Source organism: Streptomyces sp. NBC_00443 (assembly GCF_036014175.1).
Classification (GTDB): Bacteria; Actinomycetota; Actinomycetes; order Streptomycetales; family Streptomycetaceae; genus Streptomyces.
The window spans coordinates 3,529,760-3,545,327 of the sequence record NZ_CP107917.1; the positions used below are offsets into that span (position 1 = coordinate 3,529,760).

The following is a 15,568-nucleotide window of genomic DNA, read 5'->3' on the forward strand; positions in this document are numbered from 1 at the left end:
CGCGTGGCAGGCGATGGCCATGACTCTCAAGGAACTCCAAAGCGGCCGGCCCACCCGACTGTCAGTGGCGCCGCCGATACTGGGGGCATGACGACGGCTTCCGGCACCGTGCTGATCGTGGAGGACGAGGAGAGCATCGCGGACGTCCTCGCGATCGCCCTTCGCTACCACCGCTTCGAGGTCATGACCGCGGGCACGGTCCGCGAGGCGCTCACGCTGGTCGAGCGCACCCGCCCCGACGCGGCACTGCTCGACGTCATGCTCCCGGACGGGGACGGCCGGGCACTCGGGCGTGAGCTGCGCGAGCGGCGCCCCGACCTGGCGCTTGTCTTCCTCACCGCGCGCGACTCCCCCGCCGAGATCGTCGGCGCCCTCGGCTTCGGCGACGACTACATCACCAAGCCGTTCAACATCGACGAGGTCATAGCCCGCGTCACGGCGGTCCTGCGCCGCACCCGCCCGGCCGACGTCCTCCCGCAGCGACCGCCCCTGCGGTACGGCGACCTGGAGCTGGACGAGACGACGTACTGCGTGCGCCGCGCCGGCCGCACCGTCGAACTCACCCCGACCGAGTACGCCCTGCTGCGCTTCCTGGTGCGCAACGGCGGCCGGATCGTCCCCAAGGAGCAACTCCTGCGCCACGTCTGGCAGTACGAGCACACGCCGCCCGAGTCGACCGTCGTGGAGACCTACATCAGCTATCTGCGGCGCAAGCTGGACACCCTGGGGCCGCCGGTGATCACCACCCGGCGGGGCGTCGGATACGGGCTGGCATGAGGCTCCGCACGATCCTCGACGTCTGCCGCCGGCGCGGCATCCACTCGCTGCGCGGCAAGCTGACGCTGGCGAACGTGGCGCTGCTGGCGGTCGGCATCGTCGTGGCGACCGCGGTCAGCCTGATGACCGCGCGGTTCTACCTGCTCGACAAGGTCGACACCGAACTCCAGGGGGCGCGGACCACACTGCAGCACGCCGGGTTCACCCTGCGGCAGATCGAGTCGCTGAGCGAACTGGGCATCGCGCTGGACAGGTTCAACGGCGGCGGCGCAGCCACGGACACCGACCCGCTGCCGAGCCCGAGCATGGTGTACGTCGCGGTCGGCTCCGGCGGCAGGCCGGTGGCCCTGGGCCCTTGCAGCCGACGCCTCGGCAGCACGCCCTCGCCGCCGCCGCGAAGGACCCGGTCGCCTTCGCCGCCGACGAGGAGCCACGGGACGTACGGGTCGAGGGTGACCGCCACCGGATGGTCGGCGCACGGCTGTCGGACGGCACCGTCGTGCTGATCGCCATGCCGACCGAGGGCCTGCACGAGGGCATGGGCAAGGCGCTGCGGATGGACCTCGCCGTCGGCGCCCTGCTGCTGGCGCTGCTCGGCTGTCTGACGATGTTCAGTGTGCGCCGCCGGATGCGCCCGCTGGAGGACATGGTGGAGACCTCGTCGGCGATCGCCGAGGGCGATCTGACCCGGCGCGTCCCCTCCAGCCGCGACCCGACCCTGGAGGTCGAACAGCTCCGGGTCGCCCTGAACTCCATGCTGCACCAGGTCGAGTCGGCCTACCGCACGCGCGAGCGCAGCACGGCACAGCTGCGCCGCTTCGTCGGCGACGCCTCGCACGAACTGCGCACCCCGCTGTCCGCGATACGCGGCTACCTCCAGCTGTACGACAAAGGGATGCTCACCGACCCGGCCGAGCGCAGACGGGCCTGGGACCGGATGAACGGCGAGGTCGACCGCATGGGGCGCCTCGTCGACGAGCTGCTCACCCTCGCCCGCCTCGACCAGCGGCCCGAACTACGCTTCCGCAACGTCGACTTGAGCCGCCTCGTCCGCGAGGCCGCCGAGGACCTGCGGGTGCAGCAGCCCGAGCGGCCCATCGCCGTCGACGCCGACGGCACACTGCTCGTGCACGCCGACGAGTCCGGGCTGCGGCAGGTGCTGGGAAACCTGCTGAGCAACGTCCGCACGCACACGCCCGCCGATGTGCCGGTGCGGCTGGGGGTGGAGCGGGCGGACGGGGTCGTACGGCTGTGTGTCGCGGACAAGGGGCCGGGGCTGTGCGAGGAGGACGCGGCACGCGTCTTCGACCGGTTCTTCCGGACCGGCGGGGGTGCGGGCAGCGGACTGGGGATGGCGATCGTGCAGGGGGTGGTGGAGGCGCACTGCGGGGAGGTGGCGGTGCGGACCGCGCCGGGTGACGGGCTGGCGGTGACGGTGACGCTGCCGTGGCGGTGAGTCATGAGTTGGCGTCGGCGAGGACGAGTGCCCACACCGTCTTCCCGTGCCGCCCCCGGCTCCACACGCCCCAGGCCGCGGCCAGGTACTCCACGAGATGCAGGCCGCGGCCGGTCTCCTCCGACTCCCCCACCGACCTCAGGCGCGGAGCGAGTTGACCCTCGTCCGACACCTCGATCAGACAGGCACCGTCGGCGAGTGCGGTGACGGCGACCTCGAACTCGCGCTCCAGCAGCGGGCCGTGGCGTACGACGTTGGTGGCCAGCTCGGAGACGAGCAGCACCGCGCCCTCCAGCGCCGGGTCCCGCGGCCCGTGCCCCCAGTCGGCCAGGTGGTCCCGGACCCGGCGCCGGGCGAGACCTACGGACGCCGGATGCCGGGGCAGCCGGAAGGCGTTGCGTCTCAGCACGTTTGCTCCTCACCCCGCGCACACCTTCGACACATGGTGCAGCGCCGAGCGGCCCCCGGCATCACCGGGCGAATGTCAAGGCCGCGAGATCGCGTCAGATCAGGGTGAGACGTCAGGGCTCGGATGGGACGTCAGGGTTCGGGTGAGACGTCAGATCCAGTTGAGGCTCCAGAGCCGGAAGAGGCCGGTGCCGTCCGAGAGATACTGACCGCCGCCGACATCCTCGCTGGTGACCACGTACTCCTTGGCCTGCCACAGCGGGATCACCGGGACGTCGCGGGCGACGGCCTCCTGCAGCGAACGGAAGTCCTTCGTGGCCTCGCTGCGGTCGGCGTACTGCTGACTGGCCGTGATCAGCCGGTCGACGGCCTTGTCGCTGTAGCCGGTGTTCATGGTGCTCTTGGCGCCGACGAGCGGGCCACCGTAGGTGTCCGGGTCGGGGAAGTCGGCGACCCAGCCGACGGCGTACGCGTCGAGCTTGCCGCTCGCCCAGCGCTTCTGGAAGTCGGTCCACTCGTAGCCCCTGACCGTCACCTTGAACAGTCCGCTCGCCTCCAGCTGCCGCTTGATCTCCGCGGCCTCCTCGGCGGTCGCGGCGCCCCGGCCGGTGGCGTAGCCGTAGGTGAAGCGGACGGGCAGGCTGACGCCGGCCTCGTCGAGCAGGGCGCGCGCCTTGGCGGGGCTCAGAGTGGGGTAACTGTCGAAGAACGAGGTGGTGTGGCCGGTGATGCCCGTCGGGATCAGCGAGAACAGCGGGTCCACGGTCCCCTTGTAGACCGTGGCCGCCAGCCGCTCGCGGTCGATCAGCCAGGCCAGGGCCCTCCTGACCCGGACGTCGTGCAGGGGCGAGCCCGAGCGGGTGTTGAAGTAAAGATTGCGGATCTCGGAGCTGTCCGCCTCGGAGACGCGCTGGCCCGGGTCGGCGGAGTTCAGACCGGCGAGGACCTCGGGCGGCAGCGTGCGCGTGGCCACGTCGATCCGCTTCGCCTTCCACGCGCTGTCGAGGGCGTCCGCGTCGGAGTAGTAGCGCAGTGCGACGGGACGGCCGGTCTCCTTCAGCGCGCCCCTGTAGAGGGAGTTGGGCGCGAGGACGGCCTTGCTGTCCTTCGTATACGCGGTCAGGGTGTACGGGCCGGTGCCGTCGACAGCGTTGTCGGTGCGCAGCGCGTCGGCCGGATACTTCTCGCGGTCAACGATGGCGCCCGCCCCGGTGGCCACCTTGAGCGGGAACGTGGCGTCGGGCGACGACAGCTGGAAGGTGACGATACGGCCGCTGGCGCTCACCGAGCCGAGCGTGTCCAGCAGGGAGGACGGCCCGACGTCCGACTTGATCCGCTTGACCCGGTCGAACGAGTACTTGACGTCCTGCCCCGTCATCGCGCGCCCGCTCGGGAAGGTGAGTCCCTCGCGCAGCCCGCAGCGGTACGTACTCAGGTCGCTGCCGACGAACTCGCAGCTCTGGGCCGCGTCCGGCACGGGTGTGACGCCGCCCGGCTCGAAGGTCAGCAGTGACTGGAAGACGTTGTTGAACAGCGCCCACGAGCCGGCGTCATAGGCGCCGGCCGGGTCGAGCGACGTGACGGCGTCCGTCGTGCCGACCGTGATGGTCCTGTTCTCGTCCCGCTGCGACGGCAACAGCTGCCAGCCGCCCACTCCCACGGCCGCCAGCACGAGCAGCGTCGCGAGAATCCGCATGCGAACCGAACGCATGGGTGTGCCCTCTCCCCGGCCCTGGAAGGGCCCCGCATGAGCAGTGAATTGCGCCGCCTCCCCTTGGCGGCGCGCACACCTAATCACACGTGTTTCAGCAGGGGGAAGAGGATTCTGGTGACATGGGAAAGAACTTACCTACGGGCGTTTCGGCCGTGTTTCACAGGTGGTCCGTAGTTCATTCACAGGCAGGGTGAGGCGAGTTGTGCCGGCCTGGTTCCGGCCGGGCAGCCGTCGTCAGGCCTGACGGGACGCCAGCTCGATCACCGTGATGTCCGACGGGGCACCCACGCGCGTCGGAGGGCCCCAGGCGCCCGCGCCCCGGCTGACGTACAGCTGGGTGTCGCCGTACCGGTCCAGGCCGGCCAGGGTCGGGTTCGCCAGCTCCGCGACGAGATTGCCCGGCCAGAGCTGGCCGCCGTGGGTGTGGCCGGAGAGCTGGAGGTCGACGCCGTGGTCGACGGCGTCGTGGATCTGGATCGGCTGGTGGGCGAGGAGCACGCACGCGCGTGCCGTGTCCCGGTCGCCGAGGGCCTTGGCGAAGTCGGGGCCCTGGCCCTCGCTCTCGCCCGCGACGTCGTTGACGCCGGCCAGGTCGAAGTGGGGCAGTTCCGTGCGGGCGTTCTCCAGGGGGCGCAGGCCGAGGCGGCGTACCTCCTCGACCCACTGTTCGGCGCCCGAGAAGTACTCGTGGTTGCCGGTGACGAAGAACGCGCCATGTCTCGCCCGGAGCCCGGCGAGCGGGGCCGCGGCCGGGCCGAGGTCCTTCACGCTGCCGTCCACCAGGTCGCCGACCACCGCGATCATGTCGGGCTGCGTGCCGTTGATCGTGTCGACGACCTTCTGCGCGAAACCGCGGCCCAGGACCGGGCCCAGGTGGATGTCGCTGACGACGGCGATCCGGTAACCGTGCGCCGCGCGCGGGAGCTTGGCCAGGGGGACGGTGACCCGCTTCACCTTGGGGCCGCGCAGCACGCCGTACGTGCCGTAACCGACGGTCCCCACGGCAGCCGCGGCGGCGGCACCGCCGACGACTCTGGAGACGAAGAGGCGGCGGGTGGGGGCGGCCAGGGGGCGGGAGGGGGCTGCAGGGTCGGGGGCCGCGGCCGGGGCGGGGTCGGTCGCGTCCGCCGGGGCCGATCCGTTCGCGGATGTCGGGGACGGGTCGGTCGCGGAGGCCGGGAACGGGTCGGTCGCAGGGGGCGGGCTGGTGGTGAGGGCCGGAGACCGGTCGGCCGTGAGCGCCGAGGTCGCGCCGGCCTTGGTCGCCGCGGTGACGCCCGTCGACGGCGCCACGGTCGAGCCTGTCGTAGGGGCCGTCGCCGAGCCGGCCGTGGTTGCCGTGGTGGAGCCCGCCGTAGGCGCCCCGGTCGGGACTGTCGTGGACCCCGGGGCCGGGGCGGCCGTACGCGTCGCGGCCGGGCCGGACGCGTGCGGGAGGGGCTGGCGCTCGGCTGCCCCCGTGTCGGGTGACGTGGCCGGCGTCACACCCACCGGCGCGGGCGTCGGCTCGGGCTCGCCCGCGCGCGCCCGCCGTTCAAGCCACCGTCGCAGCAGTGGGCGTACGACCTCACCCGCCAGCACACCCAGCATCAGGTACATCGACAGGGCCAGCCACAGGAAGCCCGGCCAGGCCAGGACCTGCTGGAGCCAGAAGGGTGCGCCCGAGCGCTCGGCGACCAGGGCCCCGATCGTCAGCGCCCAGCCACCGGCGATGACCACCACGCCCGCCCGGCGCACGAACCCGGGGCCGCGGGTCGTGTCGCGGAACAGACGGCGCCACAGCCACCAGTTGCCCGCCACCAGGACGGACAGCACCAGCAGTGCGACAAACGCGAAGACGATGACCACGCCGACGTTCCCTTTCCGTTGCGTGCTGAGTGAACGCCCCGCGCGATGGCCGAGTTCCTATGACGTCCGGCGCAGTGCGCGCACTCCACGCAACCCGATGACCCCGACGACCGTCCCCAATACGAAGGAGACGACGGCGAGCAGCAGATGCACCCAGAAGTACGCCGTGGGGTGACCGTCGTCGAACGCGAGCCCGCTGCTGTCCTTGATCAGGTTTTTGACGAAAGTGACCCAGATGACCCAGCTCCACACCCCGAAGGCGAGCAGGAACCAGGAGACGGGGCGGCTGAGCTTCATGCGTTCAGTATCGCCGTCGCGTGTCCGGCCCTCCGGGCGGGGTGGGGGCAGAAGCGGGACTTCCATGGGAACGGCATGTACGTTCTCGCTCGTGTCCGCACCCAAGAAGACCACCGGGCGAGCCCTGCTGGTCACTTCAGCCGTCGTGTCGTCCCTCGCGCTGACCGCGCCCGTCTCCTACGCGGCTCCCAAGCCGTCACCGAGTACGAGCCCGTCCGCCACTCCCCCGGCGAACATGTCGACCGTGGGCGGCGAGCGGCTGGGGCAGCCCGGCACCCAGGTGAACCTCGCGGGCGGCGTCCCCGTCCTGCCCAAGGACCTGACCGCCCGCTCCTGGGTCGTCGCCGACGCCGAGTCCGGCGATGTGCTGGCCGCGCACAACGCGCACTGGCGGCTGGCGCCCGCGAGCACCATGAAGATGCTGTTCGCCGACACCCTGCTGCCGAAGTTCCCGAAGACCATGGAGCACGAGGTCGTCCCGTCCGACCTGGCGGACATCGGGTCCGGCTCCAGCATGGTCGGGATAAAGGAAGGCGAGACGTACAGCGTCCACGACCTGTGGCTCGGGGTCTTCCTGCGCTCCGGCAACGACGCCGTGCACGTGTTGTCGAAGATGAACGACGGAATCGACAACACCGTCAACGATATGAACAAGCACGCCGAGGAGCTGCAGGCCCTCGACACGCACGCGGTGTCCCCCGACGGCTACGACGCACCGGGCCAGGTGTCGTCGGCGTACGACCTGACCCTGATCGCCCGCTCCGGGCTGCAGAAGAAGGACTTCCGGGAGTACTGCTCGACCGTCAGCGCCAAGTTCCCGGGCGAGACGAAGAAGAACAAGAAGGGCAAGTCCGTCCGGGAGAACTTCGAGATCCAGAACACCAACCGGCTGCTCAGCGGCGACTCCGACATCTCCGTCTACCAGGGCATCGCGGGGGTCAAGAACGGCAACACCACGAACGCCGGCTCCACCTTCACCGGCGTCGCCGAGCGCAACGGCAAGGTGCTGCTCGTCACCGTCATGAACCCGGAGAAGAGCGAGCACAACGAGGTCTACAAGGAGACTGCGAGGCTCTTCGACTGGGGCTTCCAGGCGGCCGGCAAGGCGCAGCCGGTGGGTGAGCTGGTGCCGCCGAAGAGCGCGGCGCAGACCACCGCCCAGCCGGGTGCGAACGACTCCGGGGAGGCCGGCGGCACCGGGGACGCCGAGAAGTCCTCGAAGCCGGCGGTGGGTGCCTCGGCCGCGGACGGCTCGAGCGGTGTCGGCGTCGCGCTCGGGATCACCGGCGGGGCGCTGGTGCTGCTCGCGGCGGGCGCGTTCCTGATCAACCGCCGGTGGCCGCTGCCCGACCTGGTGCGGCGTCGGGGCCGTTCCTGACCTCCGGTTTCACGGGCTCACCCTTCCCGGGCTCACCCGTCTCGGGCTCGCTGGGGCTTTCGGACTCGTCGGCGAGCTCGACCTCCTTGCTCTGCGTCGCCGTCCAGGCGGCGCAGAACACCACCAGCTTCGAGGTGAAGTTGATCCACAGCAGCAGGGCGACGGGCACGCCGAACGCGCCGTACATGCTCTTCGTGGCCACGCCCTGCATATAGCCGCTGAGCAGCAGCTTCAGCAGTTCGAACCCGATGGCGCCGATCAGTGCGGCCACCATCAGCCGGCGGCGCGGCGGTTCGACGCCGGGCAGCAGGGTCAGCACGTACAGCAGCAGCAGGAAGTTGGCGAGTACGGCGACCAGGAGCGCGGCGATCTGCAGCAGGATCCCGCCCCAGCCGCCCTCGTCGATGCCCAGCTGCCGGGTGATCCAGCCGACCAGGGCGGAGGCGACCGTGGAGGCCGCGATCGTCACCAGCAAGGCGCCGCCGAAGCCGAGGAGGACGCGCGCGTCCTTGGCCCTGCGCAGGACGGGGTTCTCCTCCTCGTCGGGGAGCTCCCACACCGCGCGCAGGCACTCGCGCGTGGCGGTGACCCAGCCGATGCCGGTGAACAGCAGGGCGGCAACGGCGATGAGGCCGATAGTGCCGGCGTTCTGCACCAGTGCGTCGATGTTGAGCTGGTCGGAGATGCCGGGCACCTGGTCGGCGATCTTGTCCTCGAGCTTGTTCTGCTGCTCCGTGCTCAGCGTCGCGGCAGCGATCGCCGCGGCCACGGTGAGCAACGGGAACAGCGCCACGAAGCTGGTGAACGTCATCGCGGCGGCCAGCCGTGTCCAATGCACCCGGTCCATGCGCTCGTACGACCGCCACGCGTGCGTGGTCATCAGCCAGGTCGCCGCGGACCCGACGACGGGGAGCTTCTTCAGCCAGTCCATGATCCGACTCTGCCCTCCCTCCGGAAGACCAATGTGCGAGTGCCCCAAAACCGCAGGACCGTAGCCAGCGCCATCCCGATTCCGGCTCCGGAGACGGTGTCCGCGCGCTGGGAGGTGAGGCCGAGCCCGTAGTGGCTGACGGTGAGACACAGCAGTTGTACGGCCGCTCCGGCGATGTTCACCAGGAGGAAGAGGGCGTAGGGGCGCAGGCCCGTCGGGTGGGTGCGGCGGTAGGTGCCGAGGGCGTTCCCGGCGTAGGCGACCGTGCAGGCGGCGACGAAGGAGAGGGCCTTGGCGGAGAGGGGGCCATGGGCGGCCGGGCCTCGCAGCCAGGTAAAGAGGGCGAGGTCGACGGCGTAGGCGAGCAGGCCGACGGTGGCGAAGCCGAGGAGTTCACGCCGGTCACCCCACACACGCGTACGCCCCACCTCGGCCCCGCCCTCCCACACACACGAGGCACCCCCCTCACCCTCGCCCGCCCACACCCGCGAGGCATCCCCCTCACCTCCGCCCGAACACACACGCGGGCCACCCCCGTCACTTCCCTCCTCCCCCACAGGCGTGCCGCTCCCCTCACCCCCGCGGGGCCACGCCCGCGTGCCGGCCACTTCACCCCGGCCCCGCCACACGCGCGTGCTTACCAATTGGCCACTGCCAACGCGTACATGGCCAGCCACATCACGCCGATGAGGGCGAGCGCTCGGTCGCGCAGGACGACGTCCTCGGGTTCGCCCGCGGTGCCGCGGTCGGCGAAGACCGCGTAGCGCAGGATGGCGAGGACGAAGGCGACCACGGACAGCTGGCGCCAGGGCAGCACGCTCGTGTGCGGGACGCCGCCCTCCTCCAGGGCCCACAAGCAGTAGGCGAGGACGGCGACCCCGGCCGCCAACTGCCAGACGAAGCGCAGGTAGCCGGTGGTGTACTCGGTGAGCAACGCGCGCGTGGCGCCCGCTTTCCCGGCCATCTGCACGGCCTCGGAGTAGCGCTTGGCCGACACCATGAACAGCGCCCCGAACCCGGTCGTGATCAGGAACCAGCGCGACAGCGGGATGCCGAGCGCGAGCCCACCGATGACCGCCCGCATCAGGAACCCGGTCGTGACGACGGCGAGGTCGACGACCAGGACGTGCTTGAGACTGACGCAGTACACCAGTTGCATGCCGATGTACGCCGCGAGCAGGGCCGCGACGGCCGGTGAGGTCAGCCAGGCCGCGGCGGCCGGCGTGAGGGCGGCCAGGGCGCCGCCGACGGCGTAGGCGACCGGCACGGGGACCTGACCGGCGGCGACCGGCCGGTGGCGCTTGGTGGGATGCGCGCGGTCCGCCTCGGCGTCGCGGGCGTCGTTGACCAGGTAGACGGCGGCGGCACTGGCGGTGAAGAGGACGAAGACGAGCGCGAGTTGGGTCAGGGCATGGGTCGAGAAGAGCCGACCGGCGGCGGCCGGAGCGGCGATGACCAGGACGTTCTTGACCCACTGCTTGGGGCGCGCGGTCTTGAGCAGCCCTTTCAGCAGCGCGCGGGGGCCGCCTTCGCGCGGCGGTGGCACGGCTCGTCGCGGGGGCGTGCGCTGCTCGTGGAGCGCAGCCTGTCTGATGCGCGCGGCGCTTGTCAGGTGCGCGGTCTCAGGCACGGGCGCCCCCTGCGCTCATCCAGCGCGACCCGGCGCGCGCCGTGAGCGCCCCGAGGGCCACGCCTGCCGCCACGTCCGAGGGGTAGTGCACACCGACGACCAGGCGCGACACGCACATCGCGGCGGCGAGCGGCACGATCGTGTACGCGCCGAGCGCACCGTAGGCGACGGCGGCAGCCGCCGCGGAGGCCGCGTGGGAGCTGGGGAAGGAGTGCCGGCCGAGGGTGCGCACCAGGGGCTCGACATGCGCCGGGCGCGGGCGGCGCACCACCCTCTTCACCCCCATGCTGACGAGGTGCGCACCCGCGGTGAGCGCCGTACCGCGCAGCCACGCGTCACGTCGCCCACCGTCCAGGGCAGCCCCCGCGACGCCCGCCGCCAGCCACAGCGCGCCGTGCTCGCCCGCCCGGGAGAGGGCACGAGCGGCGGCGGCGACCCGTGGGTCACGGGCGCGGGCATGAAAAGCGGAAAGGATTCGGCGGTCCGCGCCCCGAAGGCTTCGCTGATCGATGTCGTCGAGGTGGTCCATGTGGACTCACTGTTCACGCCCACAGAGCCAGAATTACGGCAATATTGAGCGACATCCCATTAATCACCCATTTCGGGGAGAAGCTGGATGTTTCAGAAGTAATCCCTCAGATGCGGGCGCTACGGTCGCCGACATGCCTGCCGACACCGTCTCCGTCACGGGATGGGGCCGCACCGCCCCCACCACAGCCCGCCTGATCCGCCCCAGGACGTACGAGGAGGCGGCGGCCGCCGTCCGGGGCTGCGGGGCTCGCGGAGGCATCCCGAGGGGCCTGGGGCGGGCGTACGGGGACGCGGCGCAGAACGCCGGGGGCGCGGTGTTCGACATGACCGGCCTGGACCGCATCCACGCGATCGACTCCGACGGCGGCACCGTGGCCTGCGACGCGGGTGTCTCCCTGCACCGGCTGATGGAGGTGCTGCTCCCGCTCGGCTGGTTCGTTCCGGTGACGCCCGGCACCCGCTATGTGACGGTCGGCGGCGCCATCGGGGCCGACATCCACGGCAAGAACCACCACGTGTCGGGCGCGTTCTCCCGTCACGTCCTGTCGCTGGAACTCCTCACCGCTGACGGCGAGATCCGTACCGTCCGACGAGGCACGCCTTTGTTCGACGCGACCACCGGCGGCATGGGCCTGACCGGCGTGATCCTGACGGCCACGCTCCAACTCCAGCCGGTGCAGACCTCGCTGATGTCCGTCGACACGGAACGCGCGCGGGATCTCGACGACCTCATGGCACGCCTGGCGGCCACCGACGACCACTACCGGTACTCGGTGGCCTGGATCGATTTGCTGGCACGCGGCGCGGCGACGGGCCGCGCGGTGCTCACCCGCGGCGACCACGCGCCCCTGGAGGCGCTCCGCGAAGGCACGCGCGCGTGGAGGGACCCGCTCGCCTTCCGCCCCGCCCGCCTGCCGGCCGCGCCCGCGTTCCTGCCGGTAGGCCTGCTGAACCCCCGTACCGTGGGCTGGTTCAACACGCTCTGGTACCGCAAGGCCCCACGCGCGCGTACCGGCGAACTGCAGCGGCTCTCCGCCTTCTTCCACCCGTTGGACGGCGTCCCGCACTGGAACCGGATCTACGGCCGGGGCGGCTTCGTGCAGTATCAGTTCGTCGTCGGACACGGCCAGGAGGAGACGCTGCGCCGGATCGTGCGGCGCGTCTCCGAGCACCGCTGTCCGTCCTTCCTGGCCGTCCTCAAGCGCTTCGGGGAAGCCGACCCCGGCTGGCTCTCCTTCCCCGCGCCCGGCTGGACCCTGGCCCTGGACATCCCGGCCGGCCTGCCCGGCCTGGCCGCCCTCCTCGACGCGCTGGACGAGGAGGTGGCCGCGGCGGGCGGGCGCGTGTACCTCGCCAAGGACTCCCGGCTGCGGCCCGAGTTGCTCGCCGCGATGTACCCCCGCCTGGACGCCTTCCGCGCACTGCGCGCGGAGGTGGACCCGCGCGGGGTGTTCGTCTCGGACCTGGCCCGCCGACTGGCCCTGTAGCACCGGCCGGCGGACCTCTCGCACCGTCAACCCTCATCTCTCGGACCCTCAGATCCCTAGGAGCTGTCGTGAAGGACGCCTTCGGCCTCCCCCAGTCCCTGCTCGTCCTCGGCGGTACGTCCGAGATCGCGCTGGCCACCGCACGCCGCCTGATCGCGCGCCGTACCCGCACGGTCTGGCTGGCGGGCCGCCCGTCACCCGCCCTGGAGCAGTCCGCGGCCGATCTGCGCGCTCTGGGAGCCGACGTGCACACGGTGGCTTTCGACGCGCTCGACCCCGAGTCCCACGAGGCGGCGCTCGGCAAGGTCTTCGCGGAGGGCGACATCGACATGGTGCTGCTCGCCTTCGGGATCCTCGGCGACCAGGCCCACGACGAGCGCGAGCCGCTGAGCGCGGTGCGGGTCGCCCAGACCAACTACACAGGCGCCGTGTCGGCGACCCTGGTCACCGCGAGCGCCCTCCAGAACCAGGGCCACGGCTCCCTGGTCGTCCTCTCCTCGGTCGCCGGCGAGCGGGCCCGGCGCGCCAACTTCATCTACGGCTCCAGCAAGGCCGGCCTCGACACCTTCACCCAGGGCCTGGGCGACGCCCTGCACGGCACCGGCGTCCACGTCATGATCGTCCGCCCCGGATTCGTACGGTCCAAGATGACCGCCGGCCTGGAGGAAACCCCGCTCGCGACCACCCCAGAGGCGGTCGCGACAGCAATCGAAGCAGGCCTGCGGCGCCGCTCGGAGACGGTATGGGTCCCGGGCGCACTCAGGCTGGTGATGTCAGCGCTACGGCACGTACCGCGAGCAATGTTCCGCCGCCTGCCGATCTAGACCCCGCTGCAGGGATAACCACATCAACGCCGCGCCCCGACAACCCCCAGGGGCGCGGGGAACTGCGCAACCAGCCACCACGAACCCGAAAACGGTCACCGCAGCACTGCCGCGACTCGGCAACACCCCCTAGGGGCGCGGGGAACTGGACCAACCACAACGGGCCCGCAGCCAACCAACGACCCAACACCACCTGCGAAGCCAAAAACGGAGTCACCGCATCAATGCCGCGACTCGGCAACGCCCCCAGGGGCGCGGGGAACTGGACCAACCACAACGGGCCCGCAGCCAACCAACGACCCAACACCACCTGCGAAGCCAAAAACGGAGTCACCGCATCAATGCCGTGACTCGGCAACCCCCTAGGGGCGCGAGGAACTGCGCAACCAGCCACAACCAACCCGCAGCCAACCACCGACCGCCCCCGCCCCACCAGCGGAGCTACCCCGCCGGGATCGAACCCCGCTCCACCGAGCCCGACTGCGGCGGCACCACCGAGCCGCCGAAGGCGAAATCCCTCAGCCTGCGCCACACGCCGTCGGCGCCCTGCTCGTAGAGGGCGAAGCCGTTGCATGACCAAGCGGCCTGGTAGTCGGCCAGTGCCTCGAAGGCGCGGTCCATCAAAGCCTCGTCGATGCCGTGCGCGACGGTGACATGCGGGTGGTACGGGAACTGCAGTTCGCGGGCGACCGGCCCGGAGGCGTGGCGGACCTGCTTCTGCAGCCAGGTGCAGGCCGCGGCGCCCTCGACGACCTGGACGAAGACGACCGGCGAGAGGGGCCGGAAGGTGCCGGTGCCGGACAGCCGCATCGGGAAGGGGCGGCCGGCTGCAGCGACCTCGACGAGATGCGCCTCGATCGCGGGCAGCAGCGAGGCGTCGACCTCTGTCGGCGGCAGCAGTGTGACGTGCGTGGGGATGCCGTGAGCCGCGGCGTCGCCGAAGCCCGCGCGCCGCTCCTGGAGCAGGCTGCCGTGAGGCTCCGGGACCGCGATCGACACGCCGATCGTTACGGTCCCCACGTCGTCTCCTGTCGTCTGTCGGTGAGCTCGCATCGCGAGGCTCGTCCTGTTGTGAGCTCGTGCCCTTTGGTGAGCGTGAGCGGCCGCCGATGCGGCCACTCGGCTATCGACTGTACGGCCACGGCGGTGCTGCGGGCAGGCGCAACCGTAGTGATGTGCAGCGCTGTGCGGTGGTACGGCCGTGTTCCGGCCGCCTGCCGTGCTGCGGGCTCAGTGCTTGGCCGGCAGGAAGCCCACCTTGTCGTACGCCTGGGAGAGCGTCTCCGCGGCGACGGCACGCGCTTTCTCCGCGCCCTTGGCCAGGATCGAGTCCAGCGTCTCCGGGTCGTCCAGGTACTGCTGGGTGCGCTCCCGGAACGGCGTCACGAACTCGACCATGACCTCGGCGAGGTCCGTCTTGAGCGCACCGTAGCCCTTGCCGTCGTACTTCTGCTCCAGTTCCGCGATTCCCGTCCCGGTGAGGGTCGAGTAGATCGTGAGCAGGTTGCTGACGCCCGGCTTGTTCGCGACGTCGTAGCGGATGACGGTGTCGGTGTCGGTGACCGCGCTCTTGACCTTCTTGGCGGTGGCCTTGGGCTCGTCGAGCAGGTTGATGAGGCCCTTCGGCGTGGACGCCGACTTGCTCATCTTGATCGACGGGTCCTGAAGGTCGTAGATCTTCGCCGTCTCCTTGAGGATGTACGGCTTCGGGACGGTGAAGGTCTGGCCGAAGCGGCCGTTGAAGCGCTCGGCGAGGTCGCGGGTGAGCTCGATGTGCTGGCGCTGGTCCTCGCCGACCGGGACCTCGTTGGCCCGGTACAGCAGGATGTCCGCGACCTGCAGGATCGGGTACGTGAACAGGCCGACCGACGCCCGGTCCGCGCCCTGCTTGGCGGACTTGTCCTTGAACTGGGTCATGCGGGAGGCCTCGCCGAAGCCGGTGAGGCAGTTCATGACCCAGGCGAGCTGGGCGTGCTCGGGGACGTGGCTCTGGACGAAGAGCGTGCAGCGCTCGGGGTCGAGGCCGGCGGCGAGGAGCTGAGCGGCGGCGAGCCGGGTGTTGGCGCGCAGGTCCGCGGGGTCCTGCGGCAGCGTGATCGCGTGCAGGTCGACGACCATGTAGAACGCGTCGTGGGTCTCCTGCAGGGCCACCCACTGGCGGACGGCGCCGAGGTAGTTGCCGAGGTGGAACGAGCCTGCGGTGGGCTGGATTCCGGAGAGCACGCGGGGTCGATCAGAGGCCATGCTCACCATTCTCTCAGGTGTCGGGGGCCGATCCGGAACGGCA

General features: G+C 71.1%; 14 protein-coding genes and 1 pseudogene. 5 read left to right on the forward strand and 10 right to left on the reverse strand.

Annotated elements, in window-relative coordinates:
• Positions 1-87: 87 nt before the first annotated feature.
• Together OHO27_RS15615 and OHO27_RS15620 are read left to right on the forward strand one after the other, a co-directional pair.
• Complete coding sequence (locus tag OHO27_RS15615; protein WP_328424329.1) at positions 88-777, forward strand: response regulator transcription factor; 690 nt, start codon at positions 88-90, stop codon at positions 775-777.
• Positions 774-2,233: pseudogene (locus OHO27_RS15620) on the forward strand (sensor histidine kinase). The gene OHO27_RS15615 and the pseudogene OHO27_RS15620 overlap by 4 nt, the downstream one beginning before the upstream one ends.
• 1 nt (position 2,234) lies before the next feature.
• On the opposite strand, the gene OHO27_RS15625 reads toward OHO27_RS15620, so the two are convergent.
• The 4 genes from OHO27_RS15625 to OHO27_RS15640 all read right to left on the reverse strand — a co-directional run bounded on the left by OHO27_RS15625 (position 2,235) and on the right by OHO27_RS15640 (position 6,500).
• Complete coding sequence (locus OHO27_RS15625) at positions 2,235-2,642, reverse strand: ATP-binding protein (RefSeq protein WP_328424331.1); 408 nt, start codon at positions 2,640-2,642, stop codon at positions 2,235-2,237.
• 150 nt (positions 2,643-2,792) lie between these two features.
• Complete coding sequence (locus OHO27_RS15630; RefSeq protein ID WP_328424333.1) at positions 2,793-4,352, reverse strand: ABC transporter substrate-binding protein; 1,560 nt, start codon at positions 4,350-4,352, stop codon at positions 2,793-2,795.
• Positions 4,353-4,589: 237 nt separating this feature from the next.
• Positions 4,590-6,203: a metallophosphoesterase gene (locus tag OHO27_RS15635; RefSeq protein WP_328424335.1), complete on the reverse strand. Its 1,614-nt coding sequence runs from the start codon at positions 6,201-6,203 to the stop codon at positions 4,590-4,592.
• A gap of 57 nt (positions 6,204-6,260) precedes the next feature.
• Positions 6,261-6,500: an SCO4848 family membrane protein gene (locus OHO27_RS15640; RefSeq protein WP_062702372.1), complete on the reverse strand. Its 240-nt coding sequence runs from the start codon at positions 6,498-6,500 to the stop codon at positions 6,261-6,263.
• Between the two features lie 91 nt (positions 6,501-6,591).
• On the opposite strand from OHO27_RS15640, the gene OHO27_RS15645 reads away from it, so the two are divergent.
• Positions 6,592-7,878: a D-alanyl-D-alanine carboxypeptidase family protein gene (locus OHO27_RS15645; RefSeq protein ID WP_328424340.1), complete on the forward strand. Its 1,287-nt coding sequence runs from the start codon at positions 6,592-6,594 to the stop codon at positions 7,876-7,878.
• Here the strand turns inward: OHO27_RS15645 and OHO27_RS15650 are convergent.
• From OHO27_RS15650 to OHO27_RS15665, 4 genes are all read right to left on the reverse strand, one after another.
• Positions 7,826-8,809, reverse strand: coding sequence for a YihY/virulence factor BrkB family protein (locus tag OHO27_RS15650; RefSeq protein ID WP_328424342.1), 984 nt, complete (start codon positions 8,807-8,809; stop codon positions 7,826-7,828). The genes OHO27_RS15645 and OHO27_RS15650 overlap by 53 nt on opposite strands.
• Entirely contained in the window at positions 8,797-9,222 is a 426-nt protein-coding gene (locus OHO27_RS15655; protein WP_328430454.1) for a GtrA family protein, read from the reverse strand. Before OHO27_RS15655 ends, OHO27_RS15650 begins: the two co-directional genes overlap by 13 nt.
• Positions 9,223-9,446: 224 nt before the next feature.
• Positions 9,447-10,439: a decaprenyl-phosphate phosphoribosyltransferase gene (locus OHO27_RS15660; protein WP_328424344.1), complete on the reverse strand. Its 993-nt coding sequence runs from the start codon at positions 10,437-10,439 to the stop codon at positions 9,447-9,449.
• Positions 10,432-10,968 carry a phosphatase PAP2 family protein gene (locus OHO27_RS15665; protein ID WP_328424346.1) on the reverse strand — a complete coding sequence of 179 codons (537 nt, stop codon included), beginning with the start codon at positions 10,966-10,968 and terminating at the stop codon, positions 10,432-10,434. The genes OHO27_RS15660 and OHO27_RS15665 overlap by 8 nt, the downstream gene beginning before the upstream one ends.
• 133 nt (positions 10,969-11,101) lie before the next feature.
• On the opposite strand from OHO27_RS15665, the gene OHO27_RS15670 reads away from it, so the two are divergent.
• Positions 11,102-12,457, forward strand: coding sequence for an FAD-binding oxidoreductase (locus OHO27_RS15670; protein WP_328424348.1), 1,356 nt, complete (start codon positions 11,102-11,104; stop codon positions 12,455-12,457).
• 68 nt (positions 12,458-12,525) lie between these two features.
• Positions 12,526-13,281 (forward strand): decaprenylphospho-beta-D-erythro-pentofuranosid-2-ulose 2-reductase, encoded by a 756-nt coding sequence (locus OHO27_RS15675; RefSeq protein WP_328424350.1) that lies wholly within the window; start codon positions 12,526-12,528, stop codon positions 13,279-13,281.
• A gap of 441 nt (positions 13,282-13,722) precedes the next feature.
• On the opposite strand, the gene OHO27_RS15680 is transcribed toward OHO27_RS15675, so the two are convergent.
• Positions 13,723-14,301 (reverse strand): 2'-5' RNA ligase family protein, encoded by a 579-nt coding sequence (locus OHO27_RS15680; protein WP_328424352.1) that lies wholly within the window; start codon positions 14,299-14,301, stop codon positions 13,723-13,725.
• Positions 14,302-14,511: 210 nt separating this feature from the next.
• Positions 14,512-15,525, reverse strand: a complete 1,014-nt coding sequence (gene trpS / locus OHO27_RS15685; protein ID WP_328424354.1) for a tryptophan--tRNA ligase — start codon at positions 15,523-15,525, stop codon at positions 14,512-14,514.
• Between the last annotated feature and the right edge of the window lie 43 nt (positions 15,526-15,568).